This window comes from Miltoncostaea marina, from assembly GCF_018141525.1.
Classification (GTDB): domain Bacteria; phylum Actinomycetota; class Thermoleophilia; order Miltoncostaeales; family Miltoncostaeaceae; genus Miltoncostaea; species Miltoncostaea marina.
Map to the genome: position 1 here is coordinate 3,035,653 of NZ_CP064655.1, position 16,561 is coordinate 3,052,213.

Annotated in this window: 12 protein-coding genes and 1 pseudogene; 8 read left to right on the forward strand and 5 right to left on the reverse strand. The window is 75.6% G+C overall.

Features of this window, described 5'->3' with window-relative positions:
- The first annotated feature begins 62 nt into the window (after nt 1-62).
- Nucleotides 63-716: a leucine zipper domain-containing protein gene (locus tag ITJ85_RS15410; RefSeq protein ID WP_281412207.1), complete on the forward strand. Its 654-nt coding sequence runs from the start codon at nt 63-65 to the stop codon at nt 714-716.
- A gap of 128 nt (nt 717-844) precedes the next feature.
- Here the strand turns inward: ITJ85_RS15410 and ITJ85_RS15415 are convergent, their stop codons facing one another.
- The gene (locus ITJ85_RS15415; RefSeq protein ID WP_217913990.1) at nt 845-2,062 is read right to left on the reverse strand and encodes an IS110 family RNA-guided transposase; all 1,218 of its coding nucleotides are present in this window, start codon (nt 2,060-2,062) and stop codon (nt 845-847) included.
- A gap of 234 nt (nt 2,063-2,296) precedes the next feature.
- Between ITJ85_RS15415 and ITJ85_RS15420 the strand changes: the two are divergent.
- Nucleotides 2,297-2,596 (forward strand): annotated as a pseudogene (locus ITJ85_RS15420) (integrase core domain-containing protein); the annotation flags it as partial.
- Here ITJ85_RS15420 and ITJ85_RS15425 read toward each other — a convergent pair.
- On the reverse strand, nt 2,593-3,864 hold the full coding sequence (locus ITJ85_RS15425) for a VWA domain-containing protein (protein ID WP_217913991.1): 1,272 nt from the start codon (nt 3,862-3,864) through the stop codon (nt 2,593-2,595). The pseudogene ITJ85_RS15420 and the gene ITJ85_RS15425 sit on opposite strands and share 4 nt — an antisense overlap.
- A 75-nt stretch (nt 3,865-3,939) precedes the next feature.
- Here ITJ85_RS15425 and ITJ85_RS15430 point away from each other — a divergent pair, with 75 nt between their 5' ends.
- From ITJ85_RS15430 to ahcY, 3 genes are all read left to right on the forward strand, one after another.
- Complete coding sequence (locus ITJ85_RS15430; RefSeq protein WP_217913992.1) at nt 3,940-4,806, forward strand: TIGR03619 family F420-dependent LLM class oxidoreductase; 867 nt, start codon at nt 3,940-3,942, stop codon at nt 4,804-4,806.
- Nucleotides 4,807-4,872: 66 nt separating this feature from the next.
- Complete coding sequence (locus ITJ85_RS15435) at nt 4,873-7,065, forward strand: MMPL family transporter (protein ID WP_217913993.1); 2,193 nt, start codon at nt 4,873-4,875, stop codon at nt 7,063-7,065.
- Nucleotides 7,066-7,125: 60 nt separating this feature from the next.
- On the forward strand, nt 7,126-8,586 hold the full coding sequence (gene ahcY, locus ITJ85_RS15440) for an adenosylhomocysteinase (RefSeq protein WP_217913994.1): 1,461 nt from the start codon (nt 7,126-7,128) through the stop codon (nt 8,584-8,586).
- A 57-nt stretch (nt 8,587-8,643) separates the two neighbouring features.
- On the opposite strand, the gene ITJ85_RS15445 is transcribed toward ahcY, so the two are convergent.
- Nucleotides 8,644-9,159, reverse strand: coding sequence for a PRC-barrel domain-containing protein (locus ITJ85_RS15445; RefSeq protein WP_217913995.1), 516 nt, complete (start codon nt 9,157-9,159; stop codon nt 8,644-8,646).
- Nucleotides 9,160-9,309: 150 nt separating this feature from the next.
- Between ITJ85_RS15445 and ITJ85_RS15450 the strand changes: the two genes are divergently transcribed.
- The 3 genes from ITJ85_RS15450 (at nt 9,310) to ITJ85_RS15460 (ending at nt 12,963) form a co-directional block, all read left to right on the forward strand.
- Nucleotides 9,310-10,269 carry a TIGR03885 family FMN-dependent LLM class oxidoreductase gene (locus tag ITJ85_RS15450; RefSeq protein WP_217913996.1) on the forward strand — a complete coding sequence of 320 codons (960 nt, stop codon included), beginning with the start codon at nt 9,310-9,312 and terminating at the stop codon, nt 10,267-10,269.
- On the forward strand, nt 10,266-11,936 hold the full coding sequence (locus ITJ85_RS15455; RefSeq protein ID WP_217913997.1) for an alpha-amylase family protein: 1,671 nt from the start codon (nt 10,266-10,268) through the stop codon (nt 11,934-11,936). Before ITJ85_RS15450 ends, ITJ85_RS15455 begins: the two co-directional genes overlap by 4 nt.
- Before the next feature lie 82 nt (nt 11,937-12,018).
- Entirely contained in the window at nt 12,019-12,963 is a 945-nt protein-coding gene (locus ITJ85_RS15460; RefSeq protein WP_217913998.1) for a DUF808 domain-containing protein, read from the forward strand.
- Between the two features lie 94 nt (nt 12,964-13,057).
- Here ITJ85_RS15460 and ITJ85_RS15465 read toward each other — a convergent pair whose 3' ends face one another.
- The gene (locus ITJ85_RS15465; protein WP_217913999.1) at nt 13,058-14,644 is read right to left on the reverse strand and encodes an alpha-amylase family glycosyl hydrolase; all 1,587 of its coding nucleotides are present in this window, start codon (nt 14,642-14,644) and stop codon (nt 13,058-13,060) included.
- 23 nt (nt 14,645-14,667) lie between these two features.
- Nucleotides 14,668-16,533: a pyruvate kinase gene (locus ITJ85_RS15470; protein WP_217914000.1), complete on the reverse strand. Its 1,866-nt coding sequence runs from the start codon at nt 16,531-16,533 to the stop codon at nt 14,668-14,670.
- Nucleotides 16,534-16,561: the final 28 nt, after the last annotated feature.

Consider the following 16,561-nt stretch of genomic DNA (forward strand, 5'->3'; position numbering starts at 1 on the left):
GTCCGGGCCTCCTTGGAGGCTGCGGGTTGCGAGCCAAGCAACCTGCCGAAGGAGACCCGGCGGTGACACTTCATCAGAACGCCAGGACGTGCCCGGCGTCGCGTCGGCTCTTGTGCCGACGCGTCGAGCAGGAGGGATGGACGCTGAGGGCGGCCGCCGAGGCGGCCGGCCTCAGCGAGCGCCGTGCCAGGGAGTGGCTGCGGCGCCACCGCGCCGGCGACCGCGAGCTGTGCGATCGGCCCTCGGTCGCCCACCAGATCGCCGGCCGCACGCCGCCCGAGGTCGAGGAGGCGATCTGCGCCCTGCGTGAGCTGCGCTTCTCGGGCGCCCGGATCGCCGCGGTGCTGGGTCTTCCCGAGCGCACCGTGCGGGCGGTGCTCGCCCGCGCCGGCCTCAGCCGCCTTGCGGCGCCGGACGCGGGCGAGCCGGCTCGCCGCTACGAGCGGCCGACGCCGGGCGAGCTGGTCCACATCGACGTCAAGAAGCTCGGACGCATCGAGCGCCCCGGCCACCGCGTCCACGGCGATCGCACCACCCGCGCTCGCGGGGCCGGCTGGGAGTTCCTGCACGTCTGCGTCGACGACTGCACCCGCCTGGCCTACGCCGAGGTGCTCGCCGACGAGCGCACGGACACCTTCTGCGCCTTCCTCGAACGGGCCCGGGCACACTTCGCCGCCCTGGGGATCGGGATCCGGCGCCTCATGACCGACGGATGAAAGTCAACCTCTCTCGACGCACCTCCGACCTCGTGAGATGGTCGACGTGGGCGCGGGTGATCCCTGAGCCGAAGAGCAGGGCTCGGAGATGCAAGCCCTGTCGCGCTGGCTTTGCCGCACTGACGGCCTCAGAGTCGCTCTCCAGTGGTGGCACCCGCGCCCCTCGTGCGTCCCCAGTCGGCGATCATCCGCCGGTAGGCGGCCTCAGCGCCGAGGGCGACCTCCCGCTCGGCGGCGCGCTGGGCGGGCCCGGGCCTCCAGGGCCCGTCGGGGCCCGAGCGGCCCTTGTGGGGCGCAGCGCCGGCCGCGAGCTCGAGCGCCCGCCGCTTGCGGCGCACGGTGGACGGCATCGCGAAGGCGTAGTCCTCCTCGCGGGTGAGCAAGTGCCAGAACAGGCTCGCCAGCTTGCGCGCCAGCGCAGTCGCGGCGACCTGCGGCCCGCGTCGAGCGCCGATGCGCTCATAGAACGCGCGAAGCGGCCCGGGCAGGCGCGCCGCCCGCCAGGCCGCCTGACCGAGGACCTGGCGCACGGCGCCGGCGCCCTGCTTGGAGATGTGTCCGCCGCGGGCGGTCGACTCGCCCGATTGGTGCACCCGCGGGTCGAGGCCCAGGTAGCCGACCAGCCTGCGCGCGTCCGGGAAGCGGCGCACGTCGCCGACGTGGGCGAGGAAGGTCGCGGCGACCACGATGTTCACGCCGGGAACGCTGAGCAGGCGGCGGGCCTCGGGCGAGCCCACCAGCCGGCGGGCGAGCGCCCGATCGAGCTCAGCGACCTCGACATCGAGCGCGTCGATCTGGCGCAGGCAGCCCGCCAGCGTGATCGCCTCCTCTTCGGGCAGCTCGAGCGCCTCCAGCCAGCGGCGGCCGGCGGCTCCGAAGGCGTCGGTGACCGGCGGCCGAGGACAGAGGTTGCGCGAGAGCACCGCATGGACCTCGTTCTTGGCCCGCGTGCGCGCCCTCACCACCGCCGCCCGGCGCGCGACCAGGCGCCGAAGGGCCCGTGTCGGCTCGTCGGGCGTCCAGACGCCGGTGAGCACTCCGGCCGCCAGCAGCCGAGCGAGCGTGCGGGCATCGATCTGATCCGTCTTGGCGCGGGCGGCGATCTGGCCGAGCCGGCGCGGGTTCACCACAACGACCTGGCCGGCGTGGGGCTCGATGATCCGGGCGACAGCCGCGGCTGGGCCGGTGGCCTCGATGGCCACGACGTCCTGCGCCTGCAGGCCGGCGGCGAAGCGCCTCAGGTCGTCGACTCTGCTCGCTATGCGCTCCTGCCGTTCCGCCCCCTCGGAATCGACGATGCAGACCTGGCAGGCGTCGCGGTGGACATCCATGCCGATGAACCTCATCGGATCCTCCCCATGCGTGATCAAAGGAGGGAGGAAGGCGGGCGAAGCGACAGGGACGGATTCGTGCTCGCGGCACACCCGGGCGGGTCGCAGGGGCGGCCAGGGACAACGTCGGGCTCGCAGCCCATCGGTTAACGCGGCCTGCCCTACCTGCTCCTCCCGGAAGCCCCGGGACCCGGGAGACGAGCCTATGTCCGCCGAGCCGGGAGCCTCCAGGGCGGAGTTTCATGCCCCGACAACGGGTCCGCCTACCGCTCTCACCGGCACGCCGCCCTGTGCCGCGAGCTCGGCATCCGCCACCTGTTCACCCGCCCCTACCGACCTCGCACAAACGGCAAGGCGGAGCGCCTGATCCAGACCCTCCTTCGCGAATGGGCCTACGCCGCCGCCTACCCGACCAGCGCCGCCCGGACCCGCGCCCTCGCCGGCTACCTGGACTGGTACAACACGACCCGCCCGCACAAGTCACTCGACGGCAAACCGCCCGTCGAACGACTTGCCGAGCGGATCAACGCTGCTGCCGCCGACAGCTAGCGGCGCACGTCCGCCCGGCAGCGGGCCACCGCGGCGCGCAGCTGGGCCGCGGTGCGTGCCCGGCGGAAGCTGCCCGTGGTGTCCTTGGCGATCCGCGCCAGCAGCCGCCCGGCGTCGCGGTCGACGCCGCCGCCGTAGCCGATCGCGCAGACCGGCCACGAGCGCGGCGTGCCGTTGACCGCCAGGCGCAGGTGCCCGTTGTCGTACTGCTCGAGGGTGTGCGGGCCGTCGGTCACGAAGATGATCTGCTTGACGGTGCGGGGCTTGAGCGGGCGGGCGCTGAGCGCCTCGCGGGCGGCCGCGAAGCCGGCGCCGAAGTCGACCCCGCTCACCCGCGACAGCCGCCCTGCCCGAGCGCGCCGGGCGAGGGCCGCGCCGCCACGGTCGGAGCTGATCGTGGTGCGCGTGAAGAGCGTGGTGGCGGTGCCGGCGAAGGCGATGCCGGCCACCCGGTCGCCGCGCCGCGAGGCGGCGGTGACCGCCCGCACGATGTCGGCCCGGCGGGCGCGGCCCGAGCCGCGGTTGCCGAGCAGGCCGGTGGTGTCGATCACCACGGCCACGTCCTGCGGGACGGAGGTGCGGGCCGGCTTGGCGGGCCGGCGCACGATCAGCCGTCCGAGCGAGCGGCCGCCGGTGCCCTCCGGGCTGACCCAGTTGAGGCGCAGCGGGTAGGAGCCGGGCCGCGAGGGGGCCCGGAAGCGGAAGCCCAGCCGCGAGACGCCGGTGCCGAGCACGCGCCCGCCGGTCGTCGTGACGCTGAGGGTGGGCGCCTCGAACGGGACGAGCATGTCGAGGGCGAAGCGCCCGCCCGGCGTGGCGACGAACTGCGGGCGGTCGAGGCGCACGTGCCCGGTGACGGCGGCGCCCTCCGGCTCGCGGGCGGCGCAGTGCAGGCGCGCGTCGAGCGTCATGCGCAGGTCGAGGACGCCGTCGGCGACCGGCTGGGGGTTGGTCGCCGTCGCGGCGCCCTGGGCGCCGGTGCGGCAGGTGAGCGTGGAGGTGGTGACCGTGTAGGGCCCCGGCGTGGTGGTGAGACCGGTGCCGCTGACGATGGCGAACTCGCCCAGGTGGTTCGTGTTGTCGCGCGCCGCCACCGTGCCGTCCGGGGCGACCGCCTCGACGGTCACGCCCGGCACCGGCGCGCCCTGCGGCGTGCGCACGGTGCCCGTGATGTCGGCGTGGGCCGTCGCCGTCGCGCCCAGCGCCAGCACCGCGCCGAGCGCCGCGCCGCGCCGCGCGAGCCGCCGCCCAGAAGAGCTGCCTGTCATCCCCAACGCCCCCGTCGTCCGATGGATCCGGCGGTCCTCTCCGCCGCCGCGGCGAGCCTACCCGCGCGCCCGCCGATGCGGACGCCCGCCGGGTGCGCGCCGCGCCGTAGGCTCCCGGCGTGCGGCTCGGCGTGCACCTGCCCCAGTTCCGCGACCCGGTGCCGGGGCCCGTGCTCGCCGCCGCCCGCGCGCGACGCCGAGGACGCCGGCGCGGACGACCTGTGGGTCTCCGACCACGTCCTCATGCCGATCGGCAGCGAACGGCCGCCGGCCGTGTTCCACGACGCCCTGACGACGCTCACCTGGGCGGCCGCCGCCACGCGGCGCGCCGGGCTCGGCACCAGCGTGCTGGTCGCGCCCTACCGCCATCCGCTGCTGCTCGCCAAGGCGCTCGCGAGCCTCGACGCGCTGTCGGGCGGGCGGGTGGTGTGCGGCCTGGCGTCGGGCTGGATGGCGAGCGAGTTCGCCGCCCTCGGCGTGCCCTTCGGCGAGCGCGGCCGGCGCACCGACGAGACGATCGCCGCCATGCGGGCCCTGTGGCGCGGCGAGCCCGCCTTCCGCTGGCGGGGCGCGACCGTGGAGGGCCACCGGCTGCTGCCGCCCCCGGCGCGGCCGGGCGGCCCGCCGCTGTGGATCGGCGGCGACTCGGACGCCGGGGTGGCCTGCGCGGCGCGCGCCGGCGACGCCTGGCACACGACCACCTGGCGGCCCGAGAAGCTCGCGCCACGGCTGCGGGCGCTCGACGCCGCCCTGCAGGCGGCCGGTCGGCGCCGCGGCGACCTGCTGGTGTCGGTGCGGGTGCGGGCGGACGTCGCGGCGGTGCGCGACCTGGCGCCCCGCCTGGCCGCCCTGGGCGTCGACCACCTGCTCGTCGACCCGCCGGCGCTCCGGCCGGAGCGCCTCGGCGACGAGGTGGCCGAGCTGCGGCGCATCACGGCCTGACCGGCGCCGGGTTGGCCGCCGGGGCGCGGGGGTAGAGCGTCCCCGCCCCGGCGAGCGGAGGTGGCGGTGGAGGAGGGACGGCGTGGAGGCGTGGCGGGCGGGCTGACCCGGGCAATCGTGGCGCTGCGCCACGTGGTGGTGCTGGCGTGGATCGCCGCCGCCGTCGCGGCCGTCGTGTGGCTCCCCCCGCTCGGGGGCTCGGACGGCACCGATCTGCCGCTGGCCGACGACGCGCCCCCGCTCGAGGCCGAGCGCCGCTCGGCGGAGACCTTCGGCGCGCCGCTGATCGCCCGCACCCAGGTGGTGGTGAGCCGTCCGGAGGGGCTCACGGCCGAGGAGCACGCCGAGCTCGCCCGCTTCGCCGTCGCCGTGACGCGGGGCGAGGTGCAGGGGTTCGAGGAGGTCGCCGCCGCGATCCCCGTGCCGAGCGCCGGGGCGCTCGCGCCCGGGGCGCAGGGCGAGCCGGCCTCGGTGCTGACCTACCTGCTGTTCGACGGCCTGCCGTCCATCCCGCTGCAGGTGACGCTCGGCGAGCGCTATCTCGAGCAGGCGCCGGTGCCCGACGGGGCGACCGCGGCGCTGACCGGCTCGACACCCGCCCGCGACCAGCAGCTGACCACGATCGAGGACCGCATGCCCTGGGTGGTGCTGATCACCCTCGCGCTGATCGTGGTCGTGGTGGCGCTGGTGTTCCGCTCGCCGGTGGCGCCGCTCGTCGTGCTCGGCGCCGCCGCGGTCGCCTACGTGGTCGACCTGCGCGTCATCGCCTGGGTCGGCGAGCGCACCGGCATCGCGGCCACGGACGACATCGAGCCGGTGGTCTCCGCCCTGCTGCTCGGCATCGTGACCGACTACGCGCTCTTCTACCTGTTCACCGCGCGCTCGCGCCTGCGCGCGGGCGAGGACGCGCGCGGGGCGGCGGCCGGCGCCGGGGCGCACGTGATGGCGATCGTGATGACGGCCGGCCTCATCACCGCCCTCGGCACGGCCTCGCTGCTGGTGGGGCGGCTCGATTTCTTCCGCGCCTTCGCGCCCGCGCTGGCGCTGACGGCGCTGGTGAGCGTGGCGGTGGCGGTGACGCTGCTGCCGGCGCTGCTGGCGATCCTCGGGCGGGCGGCCTTCTGGCCGGGCGGCGCCCGCGAGGAGGACCGGCCCCTCCGCCACCGGGCGCCGCTCGCGACGCGCCTGCTCACCACCCGCGGGGTGGCGGCCGGCGTCGCCCTGCTGGTGCTGGGAGGGCTCGGCACGGCGGCCTACCAGGTGGGCGACATGCGCCTGGGCCTGGGGCTGACCTCAGGCCTCGCGAGCGGCGCCGAGGCCGCGGCGGCCGGCTTCGCGCCGGGGGTCACCGCGCCGACCGAGGTGCTGATCGAGGGGCCGGGCGCCACCGACCCGGCCACCCTGGAGCGGCTCGGCGACGCGCTCGCGGGGCGCCCGGGGGTCGCCGACGTGCTCGGCCCCGGCGACCCGCTGCCCTCGCTCGCGCCCGAGGCCTTCGTCGATCCCACTCGCAGCGCGGCCCGCCTCGCCCTGGTGCTCGACTCGGCCCCCACCGAGCACCGGGCCATCGAGCACCTGGAGGCGATCGAGCGGGAGCTGCCGGCGATGCTGGCCGACGCGGGCGCGCCGGCGGCGCGGGCGTCGCTCGCGGGCGACACGGCGATCGCGTCGGCATCGATCCGCGCGATGGAGGACGAGCTGCTGCGGGTGGGCGCGGCCGCGCTCGTGGTGAACCTGCTGCTGCTGGCCCTGTTCCTGCGCGCGCTGGTCGCGCCGCTTTACCTGCTGGTGGCGAACGCCCTGAGCGTCGCCGCCACCCTCGGCATCGCGACGCTCGTGTTCCAGGACCTGCTCGACCAGGGCCAGCTCGTCTACTACGTGCCGTTCGCCAGCGCGGTGCTGCTGCTGGCGCTCGGCTCCGACTACAACGTGTTCCTGGTGGGCGGCATCTGGCGGGCGGCCGAGCGGCACGGGATCGTGCCCGGCATCCGCAGCGCCATGCCCCAGGCCTCGTTCACGATCACCGTCGCGGGCCTGGTGCTGGCCGGGAGCTTCGCGATGCTGGCGGTCGTGCCGGTGGACGCGCTGCGCCAGCTCGCCTTCGTGATGGGCCTCGGCATCGCGATCGACGCCTTCGTCGTGCGGCCGCTGCTCGTGCCGGCGCTCATCACGCTGTTCGGCCGGGCGGGATTCTGGCCGGGCGAGCGTCCGCGCACGGGCCGCGCCGAGGACCCCGTCGGGGCGGGTGCCGAGCCCTGAGGCGATGCTATCGTCGCGATCGGTCTCGGCCCTTGACACCGCCTACCGACCGGAGTGCGAATGACGACGACCTCCCCGCTGGCCGCCACCGACTTCAAGGTGGCCGACCTCTCCCTGGCGGCGTTCGGCCGCAAGGAGATCTCACTCGCCGAGCACGAGATGCCCGGTCTCATGGCCATCCGCGAGGAGTACGCCGACGCCCAGCCCCTCCGCGGCGCGCGGATCACCGGCTCACTCCACATGACGGTCCAGACGGCCGTGCTGATCGAGACGCTGACCGCGCTCGGCGCCGACGTGCGCTGGTGCTCGTGCAACATCTTCTCCACCCAGGACCACGCCGCCTCGGCCGTGGTGGTGGGCCCCGACGGCACCCCCGAGGACCCGCGCGGCGTGCCGGTCTACGCCTGGAAGGGCGAGACGCTCGAGGAGTACTGGTGGTGCACCGAGCAGGTGCTCCGCTGGCCTGACGGCGACGGCGGCCCGAACATGATCCTCGACGACGGCGGCGACGCCACGCTGCTCGTGCACCTGGGCAAGGAGTACGAGGGCAAGGGCCAGGTGCCCGACGACGCCACGGCGGGCTCCGACGAGTTCCGGGTGATCCTCGGCCTGCTGCGCCGCTCGCTGCGCGAGGACCCGCAGCGCTGGACGCGCATCGCCGACGGCATCAAGGGCGTCACCGAGGAGACCACGACCGGCGTCCACCGGCTCTACCAGCTGGCCGAGAAGGGCGAGCTGCTCTTCCCGGCCATCAACGTCAACGACTCGGTGACGAAGTCGAAGTTCGACAACCTCTACGGCTGCCGCCACTCGCTGATCGACGGCATCAACCGCGCCACCGACGTGATGATCGGCGGCAAGGTGGCCGTGGTCTGCGGCTTCGGCGACGTCGGCAAGGGGTGCGCCGAGAGCCTGCGCGGGCAGGGTGCCCGCGTGGTGGTCACCGAGATCGACCCCATCTGCGCGCTGCAGGCGGCGATGCAGGGCTACGAGGTGACGACGCTCGACGACGTGGTCGAGACCGGCGACATCTTCATCACCTGCACCGGCAACAAGGACATCATCACGGCCGACCACATGGCCCGCATGAAGCACCAGGCCATCGTCGGCAACATCGGCCACTTCGACAACGAGATCGACATGGCCGGGCTGACCGCGGTGCCCGGCGTGCAGCGGGTCAACATCAAGCCGCAGGTCGACGAGTGGGTGTTCCCCGACGGGCACGCGATCATCGTGCTGTCGGAGGGCCGCCTGCTGAACCTCGGCAACGCGACCGGCCACCCGTCGTTCGTGATGTCGAACTCCTTCACGAACCAGACGATCGCCCAGATCGAGCTGTTCACGAAGAACGAGGAGTACGAGAACCGCGTCTACGTGCTCCCCAAGCACCTCGACGAAAAGGTGGCCCGCCTGCACCTGGAGGCGCTGGGCGTCAAGCTCACCACCCTCAGCGAGGAGCAGGCCGACTACCTCGGCGTGCCGGTCGAGGGCCCCTTCAAGCCCGACCACTACCGCTACTAGGCACGCGGCGGGCGGGGCGCGACGCGCCCCGCCCGCGCGGCTCACGCGTGGCGGGCCCTACGCCCCCCAGCGCTTGACGGCGACCTTCGCCGGGTCGTCGCCGCGGTCGATCATGTCGGCCACCTCGGCCTCCGCGATCTCCGGCGTCGGCGCCGGTGCGGTCTGGCGGGCGCGCACCGCGTCCCAGTAGCCGGTGCGGCCGTAGTGGCCGTAGATGCCGCGCTCGTGCTCGCGCGTCACCGCGTCCTCGCGGCCGAAGGTCGGCCCCTCCTTGAGCTGGTCGCGGGTGTACGGCAGCACCAGGCAGGCGTCGCCGCCCTCGCCCTCCATGCGGACGTCGTCGATCGGCACCATGTGGCGCTTCGCTCTGATCCACCCGGTCTTGACGGCCAGGTAGCGGGCGTAGCCGCCGCGCTCGTCGGTGTAGACGTCGTCGACGGTCCCGATCTTGTCGCCGTCGCTGTCGCGTACCTCCATGCCCTGCAGGCTGTCCAGCGTGGCAGGAAGGCGCGTGCTCTCGGGGTAGCCCTCCGGGCCCATGATCCCCGTGTCGGTGCGGTCTCGGGTGCTCATCCAGGGCTCCTTTCCATGCGTCGATGCGTGTCGGTTGCCCCTGCGTCCCAGAAGGGTGCCCACCGCGTGGGCGGCCTAACGGCCCTCGTCGAGACGTGACGGGCGAGGTTTGAGGTTCGGGCGGCCGCCCGGCCGGGCACCCTGCGGCGCATGGCAGGCATCGGCTGGCACGCATCCCACGAGCAGATCGCCCCGAGCCGGCTGCTCGAGGCCGCCCGGCTGGCCGACGCGGCCGGCTTCGACTTCGGGATGTCCTCCGACCACCTGGCGCCCTGGGGCGCCGACCAGGGCCACTCCGGCTTCGCCTGGTCGTGGCTCGGGGCCGCGCTCGCCGTCACCCGGCTGCCCTTCCGGGTGGTGACCGCGCCGGGGCAGCGCTACCACCCGGCCGTGCTGGCCCAGGCGATCGCAACCCTGGAGGAGATGTCCCCGGGCCGCCTGGCCGTCTGCCTGGGCTCGGGCGAGGCGGCCAACGAGCACGTCACCGGCGAGGGCTGGCCGGCGAAGCCGGTGCGCAACGCCCGTCTGCTGGAGTGCGCCGACGTCATCCGCCGCCTGCTGACCGGCGAGGAGGTCAGCCACAGGGGGCTGGTGACCGTCGACCGGGCGCGGGTCTGGAGCCTGCCGCCCACCCCGCCGCCGCTGTTCGGGGCGGCCGTCAGCGAGGCGACGGCCCGCTGGCTGGGCGGCTGGGCCGACGGCCTGGCGACCGTCAACCAGGCCCCCGACACCTTGCGCCGGGTGCTGGCGGCCTTCCGCGAGGGCGGCGGCGAGGGCAAGCCGGCGCTGCTGCAGGTGCACGTCTCGTGGGAGCGCACCGACGAGGAGGCGCTGCGCGTGGCGCACCACCAGTGGCGCTCGGCCTCGCTCGGGCCGCCGGCCTCGTGGGACCTCGAGACGCCCGAGCACTTCGACGCCGCCGCGCGCTTCGTGCGGCCCGAGGACATGCACGCCTCCGTGCTGATCTCCGCCGACCTGGGCCGCCACGCGCAGTGGCTGGCGGAGCTCGCCGCGATCGGCTTCGACGAGGTGGCCGTGCATGGCGTGAGCCAGGACCAGGCCCCGTTCATCGAGGCGTTCGGCGCGCACGTGCTGCCGGCGCTGCGATGAGCCGCCACAAGGTCACCAGCGACCTGTGGTGGAAGAACGGGCTGATCTACTGCCTGGACGTCCAGACCTTCCACGACTCGGACGGCGACGGGCACGGCGACATCGGCGGGGTCATCGAGCGCATCGACTACCTGGCCGGCATGGGCGTCACCTGCCTCTGGCTGATGCCGTTCTACGCCACCGCCGGGCGCGACGACGGCTACGACGTGACCGACTACTACGCGGTCGACGACCGCCTCGGCACGCTCGGCGACTTCACCGAGATGGTGCGCACCGCCCGCGACCGCGGCATGCGCGTGATCGCCGACCTGGTGGTCAACCACACCTCCATCCACCACCCCTGGTTCCAGAGCGCGCGCTCCTCGCGCGACTCGCCGTACCGCGACTTCTACGTCTGGAGCGACGAGAAGCCGCCCGACGACGGCGAGGTGGTCTTCCCCGACCAGGAGGACTCCAACTGGGACTGGGACGAGCAGGCGGGCCAGTGGTACCTGCACCGCTTCTACGCCGAGCAGCCCGACCTCAACGTGGCCAACCCGCAGGTGCGCGACGAGATCTCCCAGATCGCCGGCTTCTGGCTGCAGCAGGGCCTGTCCGGGTTCCGCGTCGACGCGGTGCCGTTCCTGATCGAGCCGGCCGGCCTGCCCGAGGGCGCGATCGAGGACCCCCACGAGCTGCTGCGCGACCTGCGCGCCTACCTCGGCCGGCGGGCCGGCGAGGCGATCCTGCTGGGCGAGGTCAACCTGCCGCCGGCCGATCAGGCGCCGTTCTTCGGCAGCGACGGCCGGCGCGAGCTGGACCTGGTCTTCGACTTCCACGCCATGCAGTACATGTATCTGGCGCTCGCGCGCGGGCGGGCGGCGCCGCTCGAGGACGCGCTGCGCCGGCTGCCGGAGATCCCGCCCGAGTGCGGGTGGGCGAGCTTCGTCCGCAACCACGACGAGCTGACCCTCGACCAGCTCGCCGACGGCGAGCGCGACGAGGTGTTCGCCGCCTTCGGCCCCGACGAGGACATGCAGCTCTACGGCCGCGGCCTGCGCCGCCGCCTGCCGCCGATGCTCGGCGGCGACGAGCGGCGCATCCGCCTGGTCTACGCGCTCGCCTTCGCCCTGCCCGGCATCCCGACCCTCTTCTACGGCGAGGAGATCGGCATGGGGGAGCACCTCGCCATCCCCGGCCGGCTGGCGGTGCGCTCGCCGATGCAGTGGTCGGCCGAGCCCCACGCCGGCTTCGCGCCGCCCGGCGCCGGCGAGCTGGTGCGGCCCGTCACCGAGGGGCGCTTCGGGCCCGAGGCGGTCAACGCGGTCGACCAGCGGCGCGACCCCGGCTCGCTGCTCAACTGGTTCGAGCGCCTCATCCGTCGCCGCCGCGAGTGCCCCGAGATCGGCCACGGCGCGTTCACGATCCTCGACCACGACGCGCCCTCGGTCCTCGCCCACCGCTGCGACTGGGGCGAGCGGGGCCTGGTGGCGCTGCACAACCTGGCCGGGCGCGCCTGCACGGTGGAGGTGACCCTCGAGGACGCCGACCGGGTGGATGCGCTCATCGACCTGTTCGGCCACGAGGAGCACGGGCTCGGCGACGGCGGGCGCCTGCGGGTCGAGCTGGAGCCCCACGGCTGGCGCTGGCTGGGCCTGCTGCGGCCGGGGGCCCGCCGGCGTGTGTAGCGTCCGCCGGCGTGACGGCGGAACCGGCAGCAGGCTGGGCGTGACGTCGGCCGGCCCGGCCGGCCCGGCCTAGGGGTCCAGGGTGGCCGGCGGGCTCGTCGCCCTGCTCGACGACATCGCGGCCCTCGCGCGCGCGGCGGCGGCCTCGGCCGACGACGTGGCGGCGGCCGCGGGCAGGGCGAGCGCCAAGGCGGCCGGCGTCGTGATCGACGACACGGCCGTCACCCCCCGCTACGTGCAGGGGTTCACGCCCCAGCGCGAGCTCCCCGTGGTGCGCCGCATCGCGGTCGGGTCGCTGCGCAACAAGCTCCTCGTGGTGGTGCCCGCGCTGCTGCTGCTCGACCAGCTGGCGCCGTGGGTCCTGACGCCGCTGCTGATGCTCGGCGGCCTCTACCTGTGCTACGAGGGCGTCGAGCGGGTCTGGGAGCGGGTCCGCGGCGTGCAGGGGCACGCCGCGCCGGCCGCGGCCCAGGGTGCCGTCCAGGAGGACCAGCTCGTCTCGGGCGCGATCCGCACCGACTTCATCCTCTCCGCCGAGATCATGGTGCTGGCGCTCAACGAGGTGGCCGACGAGGGCTTCTGGTCGCTCGTGGTGATCCTGACGGTCGTCGCCGTGGCGATCACCGCCCTCGTCTACGGGGTCGTCGGCCTGATCGTGAAGATGGACGACATCGGGCTCCACCTGGCCGGCAGCGGCAGCCCCGCGGCGGCCCGGGCGGGCCGCGGCCTCGTGGTCGCGATGCCGCGGGTGATGGCGGTGCTCACGGTCGTGGGGGTCGCGGCGATGATCTGGGTGGGCGGGCACATCCTGCTGGTCGGCCTCGACGACCTGGGGCTCTCGGCCCCGTACGACGCGGTGCACGCCGCCGAGGAGGCCGTCGGCGACGCCCTCGGCGCGGCGGGCGGCGCGGCGGCCTGGCTCGTCAACACCCTCGGGTCGGCGCTGCTCGGGCTCGCGGCGGGCGCGGGCGCCGTGCTGGTGATGCACCTGCTGCCCCGGCGCGGCGGGGCCGGCGCCGCCCACTGAGCCGCCGAGGCGCGGCGCGGCGGAGCGGGCGGGGCGGGCAAGCGCCGCGCACCGCAGCGTCGCGGGGCGGCGGAGCGGGCGCGCGCCGAGCCGCCTAGGCGCGATCGAGCCGGACCACCACGCCCTCGTCGCGGGCGAGCTCGAGGCCGGCCAGCGCGACGCGCCCCTCCGCCCGGCCGGGATCGGTCGACAGCACCAGCTCGCCCGCCGGCGCGCCGGCGCCGCCCAGGCGCGGCCGCAGGGGGCCGTCGGCGAAGTTGACCGCCACCAGCCAGCGCTCGCCGCGGGCCTCGCGCACCCAGGCGAGCAGGTCGTCGCCGCCGCCGAGCATCGTCTGGCGGCCCTCGTGCAGGGCCGGCGTGGCCGCGCGCAGCTCCAGCAGGCGCCGGTACAGCGCCAGCGCCGAGCGCGGGTCGTCGCGTTGCACCGACGCCGCCAGGCGCTCGGCGTCGGCCACGATCGGCAGCCAGGGCTCGCCGGCCGTGAAGCCCGCCCCCGGGCCGGCGGCCGAGGGCGGCTCCCACGGGATCGGGGCGCGCTCGGGGTCGCGGCCGTCCACGTCGACCACCCGCTCGGGCGGCACCTCGGCGTCGGGCAGGCCCAGCTCCTGGCCCTGGAACAGGAACGCCGTGCCGCGCAGCAGCAGCACCAGCAGGGCGGCCGCCCGGGCCCGCGCCGGGCCGCGCCCGCCGCCGTCGTAGCGGCTGGCGACCCGCGCGTGGTCGTGGTTCTCCAGGCACCACGAGGGCCAGGCCCCCGGCGGGGCGACCGCGTCGAACTCCTCCACCGTCTGGCGGAAGGCGCGCGCGCTCCACGGCGTGTTCATGAAGACGAAGTTGTGCGCCAGGTGCAGCTCGTCGCCGGCCAGGTAGCCGGTCAGGCGGCGCTGGTCGAAGACGTAGACCTCGCCGACGGCCATCCGGTCGCCGTCGTACTCCTCGAGCACCTCGCGCACCCGCCCCATCACGCGATGGCTGCCGGGCCAGTCCTGGTCGCGCAGCCAGGGCTCCGTGCCCGGCGTCCCGGCCGGCGGCTCCGGCACCGAGCCGACCTCGTGGGCCACGTCGATGCGGAAGCCGTCCACGCCCCGGTCGAGCCAGAAGCGCAGCGTGTCGAGCATCGCCGCCTCCACCTCCGGGTTGGCCCAGTTGAGGTCGGGCTGCTCGGCGGTGAACTTGTGCAGGTACCACTGGCCGGTGGCCTCGTCGAGGGTCCACGCCGCCCCCACCCGGTCGAACGAGGAGCGCCAGTCGTTGGGCGGCCGCCCGCCGGGGCGCCCGTCGCGCCACACGTACCAGTCGCGCTTCGGGTCGGATCGCGAGGATCGCGACGCCACGAACCAGGGGTGGCGGTCGGAGCTGTGGTTGGGCACCCAGTCGACGATCACCCGCAGGCCGCGCGCGTGGCACTCGGCCACCAGGCGGTCGACGTCGGCCAGCGTGCCGAACAGCGGGTCGACGTCGGTGTAGTCGGCCACGTCGTAGCCGAAGTCGGCCATCGGCGACGGGTAGAACGGCGACAGCCAGATCGCGTCCACCCCGAGCGCCCCCGGCGCGCCGCGCAGGTGGTCGAGGCGGGCGATCACCCCCGCCAGGTCGCCCACCCCGTCGCCCGAGGCGTCGGCGAAGCTGCGGGGGTAGATCTGGTACACGACCGCGCGCTGCCACCAGGGGGAGGCCACCGCGGCAGCCTACGGCACCGCCCTCAGCGCGCGTCCCCGCCCGCGTCCGCCGGGTCGCCCCACGCGCGCAGGCGCCGCAGCAGGCTGCGCTTCTTGTCGTGGTGGCCCCCCATGCGGCGCAGGATCGAGTCGAGCGCCCCGATCGCGTCCTCGATGTGCGGGCCCTTGTTGAGCATCACGCACTCCGCGCGCTGGGCCATCGCGGCGTCGGTCACCTCGGCGCGCGAGGGCTGACCGGTCTTGGCGAGGCGGTCGAGCACCTGGGTGGCCCAGATCACCGGCAGGTGGGCGGCCTCGCAGAGCCACATGATCTCCTCCTGCACCTCGGCCAGGCGCTCGAAGCCGACCTCCACCGCCAGGTCGCCCCGGGCGATCATCACGCCCACCCGGCGACTGCGCATGGCCTGCAGCAGCAGCCGCGGCAGCGCCTCGAAGGCCGCCGCGTTCTCGATCTTCAGGACCACGCCGAGGTCGGACGCCCCCAGCGCCGCCAGCTCGGCCTGCAGCCGGGCGACGTCCTCCGGCCGGCGCACGAACGAGACGTCCACCACGTCGGCGTGCCGCGCCACCGTGCGCAGGTCGTCGAGGTCCTTGTCGGTCACGGCCCCCAGTCGCAGCCGGGTGTCGGGCAGGTTGATGCCCTTGCCGGCGCGAAGGCGCGCCCCGCCGGGCGGCGCGTCGGTCACCGTCAGCTCGATCTCGTCCGCGTCGGCCCGCTCCACCACGCCGCCGAGCTTGCCGTCGTCAAGCCACACCCGCTCGCCAGAGCGCACCGCCCCGAACGCCTCGGGCAGCGTGCAGCCGATCCGGTGCGGCTCCCCGGCCGCCGTCGCCGGCGCCGGCGCGAGCGAGCGCGTGAGCACCAGCGCGTCGCCGCGCGCCACCCGGTGGGCCCGCTCGACCTCGGGCAGCCCGCCCACGAGCGCCGTGTCGGGCCCCGCCCCCGGCGCGCCGGGCACGGCCGTCAGCGCCATCCCGGTCGTGACGTAGCTCGTGCGCCCGCTGGTCGCCAGGCACGCGCCGTCGCCCGTCGCCTCCACCGTCCAGCGCCGCCGACGCCCCCGGGCGTCGCGCACCCGGATCCGGTCGCCCGCCCGCCGGCGCGCCACCCACCCGGCGTCGTCGACCGGCAGCGCCACGGCGTCGTCGGTCCACGCCGCCGGCGGCGCCGCCACCCCGGGCGCCAGCAGCGCGATCCGCGCCGGGCGGACCGTCCGCCCCAGGTCATCCTTGCGCGCACGGGCGCGCACCACCCGCGGGCCCGGCTCGAGCGGCCCCGTGCGCAGCTTCGGCCCCGCGAGGTCCATCGCCACCCGGCAGGGCGCCCCGCCGGCCGGCGGGGCGGCCCGCACGTGCGCCGCCATCCGCTCCCACGCGCCGGCGGCGTCGTGGGCGCAGTTGACCCGCGCCAGGTCCATCCCCGCCGCCGCCATCCCGGCCACCAGGCCGGCGTCGTCGGCCGCCTCCGCGGGGAGCGTCACCATGATCCGCGTCGAGCGCCCCGCGGGCGCCGGGCCGAGCAGCGCGTCGGCGTTGCGCCCCAGCAGCTCGCGCCCCTCCTCCAGCCCCACCGCCTCCACCGCCGGTGGCGGTGCCGACCCGGTCAGCCCCGCGAGCGCGCCCAGCACCGCGTCGATCGCGCCGAGCACCGAGCCCTCCGAGCGGCCCAGCGACGACAGCCCCATCGCGGCGAGGCGCCCCTGCAGGTCGCGGATGTCGCGCGCGCGCAGGGCCACGTAGTGCACCAGGTTCGCCGCCGAGCGGCGGTGCTCGGGATGCGTGGCCGCGATCTCACCGGCGCGGGCGGCCTCGGCGGCGAGGATCACCTCGCGCAGCTCCCGCACGCTCGCCTCGACGGCTGCGGGGTCGAGCTCCCCGGGGTCCGGCACGACGGCCGATGCTAGGCGGCCGGCCGGC

Coding starts and splice junctions, on each gene's coding strand:
- ITJ85_RS15415 (WP_217913990.1), bottom strand. CDS start 2,062: ATGAGGTTCATCGGCATGGATGTCCACCGCGACGCCTGCCAGGTCTGC.
- ITJ85_RS15425 (WP_217913991.1), bottom strand. CDS start 3,864: ATGACAGGCAGCTCTTCTGGGCGGCGGCTCGCGCGGCGCGGCGCGGCG.
- ITJ85_RS15430 (WP_217913992.1), top strand. CDS start 3,940: ATGCGGACGCCCGCCGGGTGCGCGCCGCGCCGTAGGCTCCCGGCGTGC.
- ahcY (WP_217913994.1), top strand. CDS start 7,126: ATGACGACGACCTCCCCGCTGGCCGCCACCGACTTCAAGGTGGCCGAC.
- ITJ85_RS15445 (WP_217913995.1), bottom strand. CDS start 9,159: ATGAGCACCCGAGACCGCACCGACACGGGGATCATGGGCCCGGAGGGC.
- ITJ85_RS15450 (WP_217913996.1), top strand. CDS start 9,310: ATGGCAGGCATCGGCTGGCACGCATCCCACGAGCAGATCGCCCCGAGC.
- ITJ85_RS15455 (WP_217913997.1), top strand. CDS start 10,266: ATGAGCCGCCACAAGGTCACCAGCGACCTGTGGTGGAAGAACGGGCTG.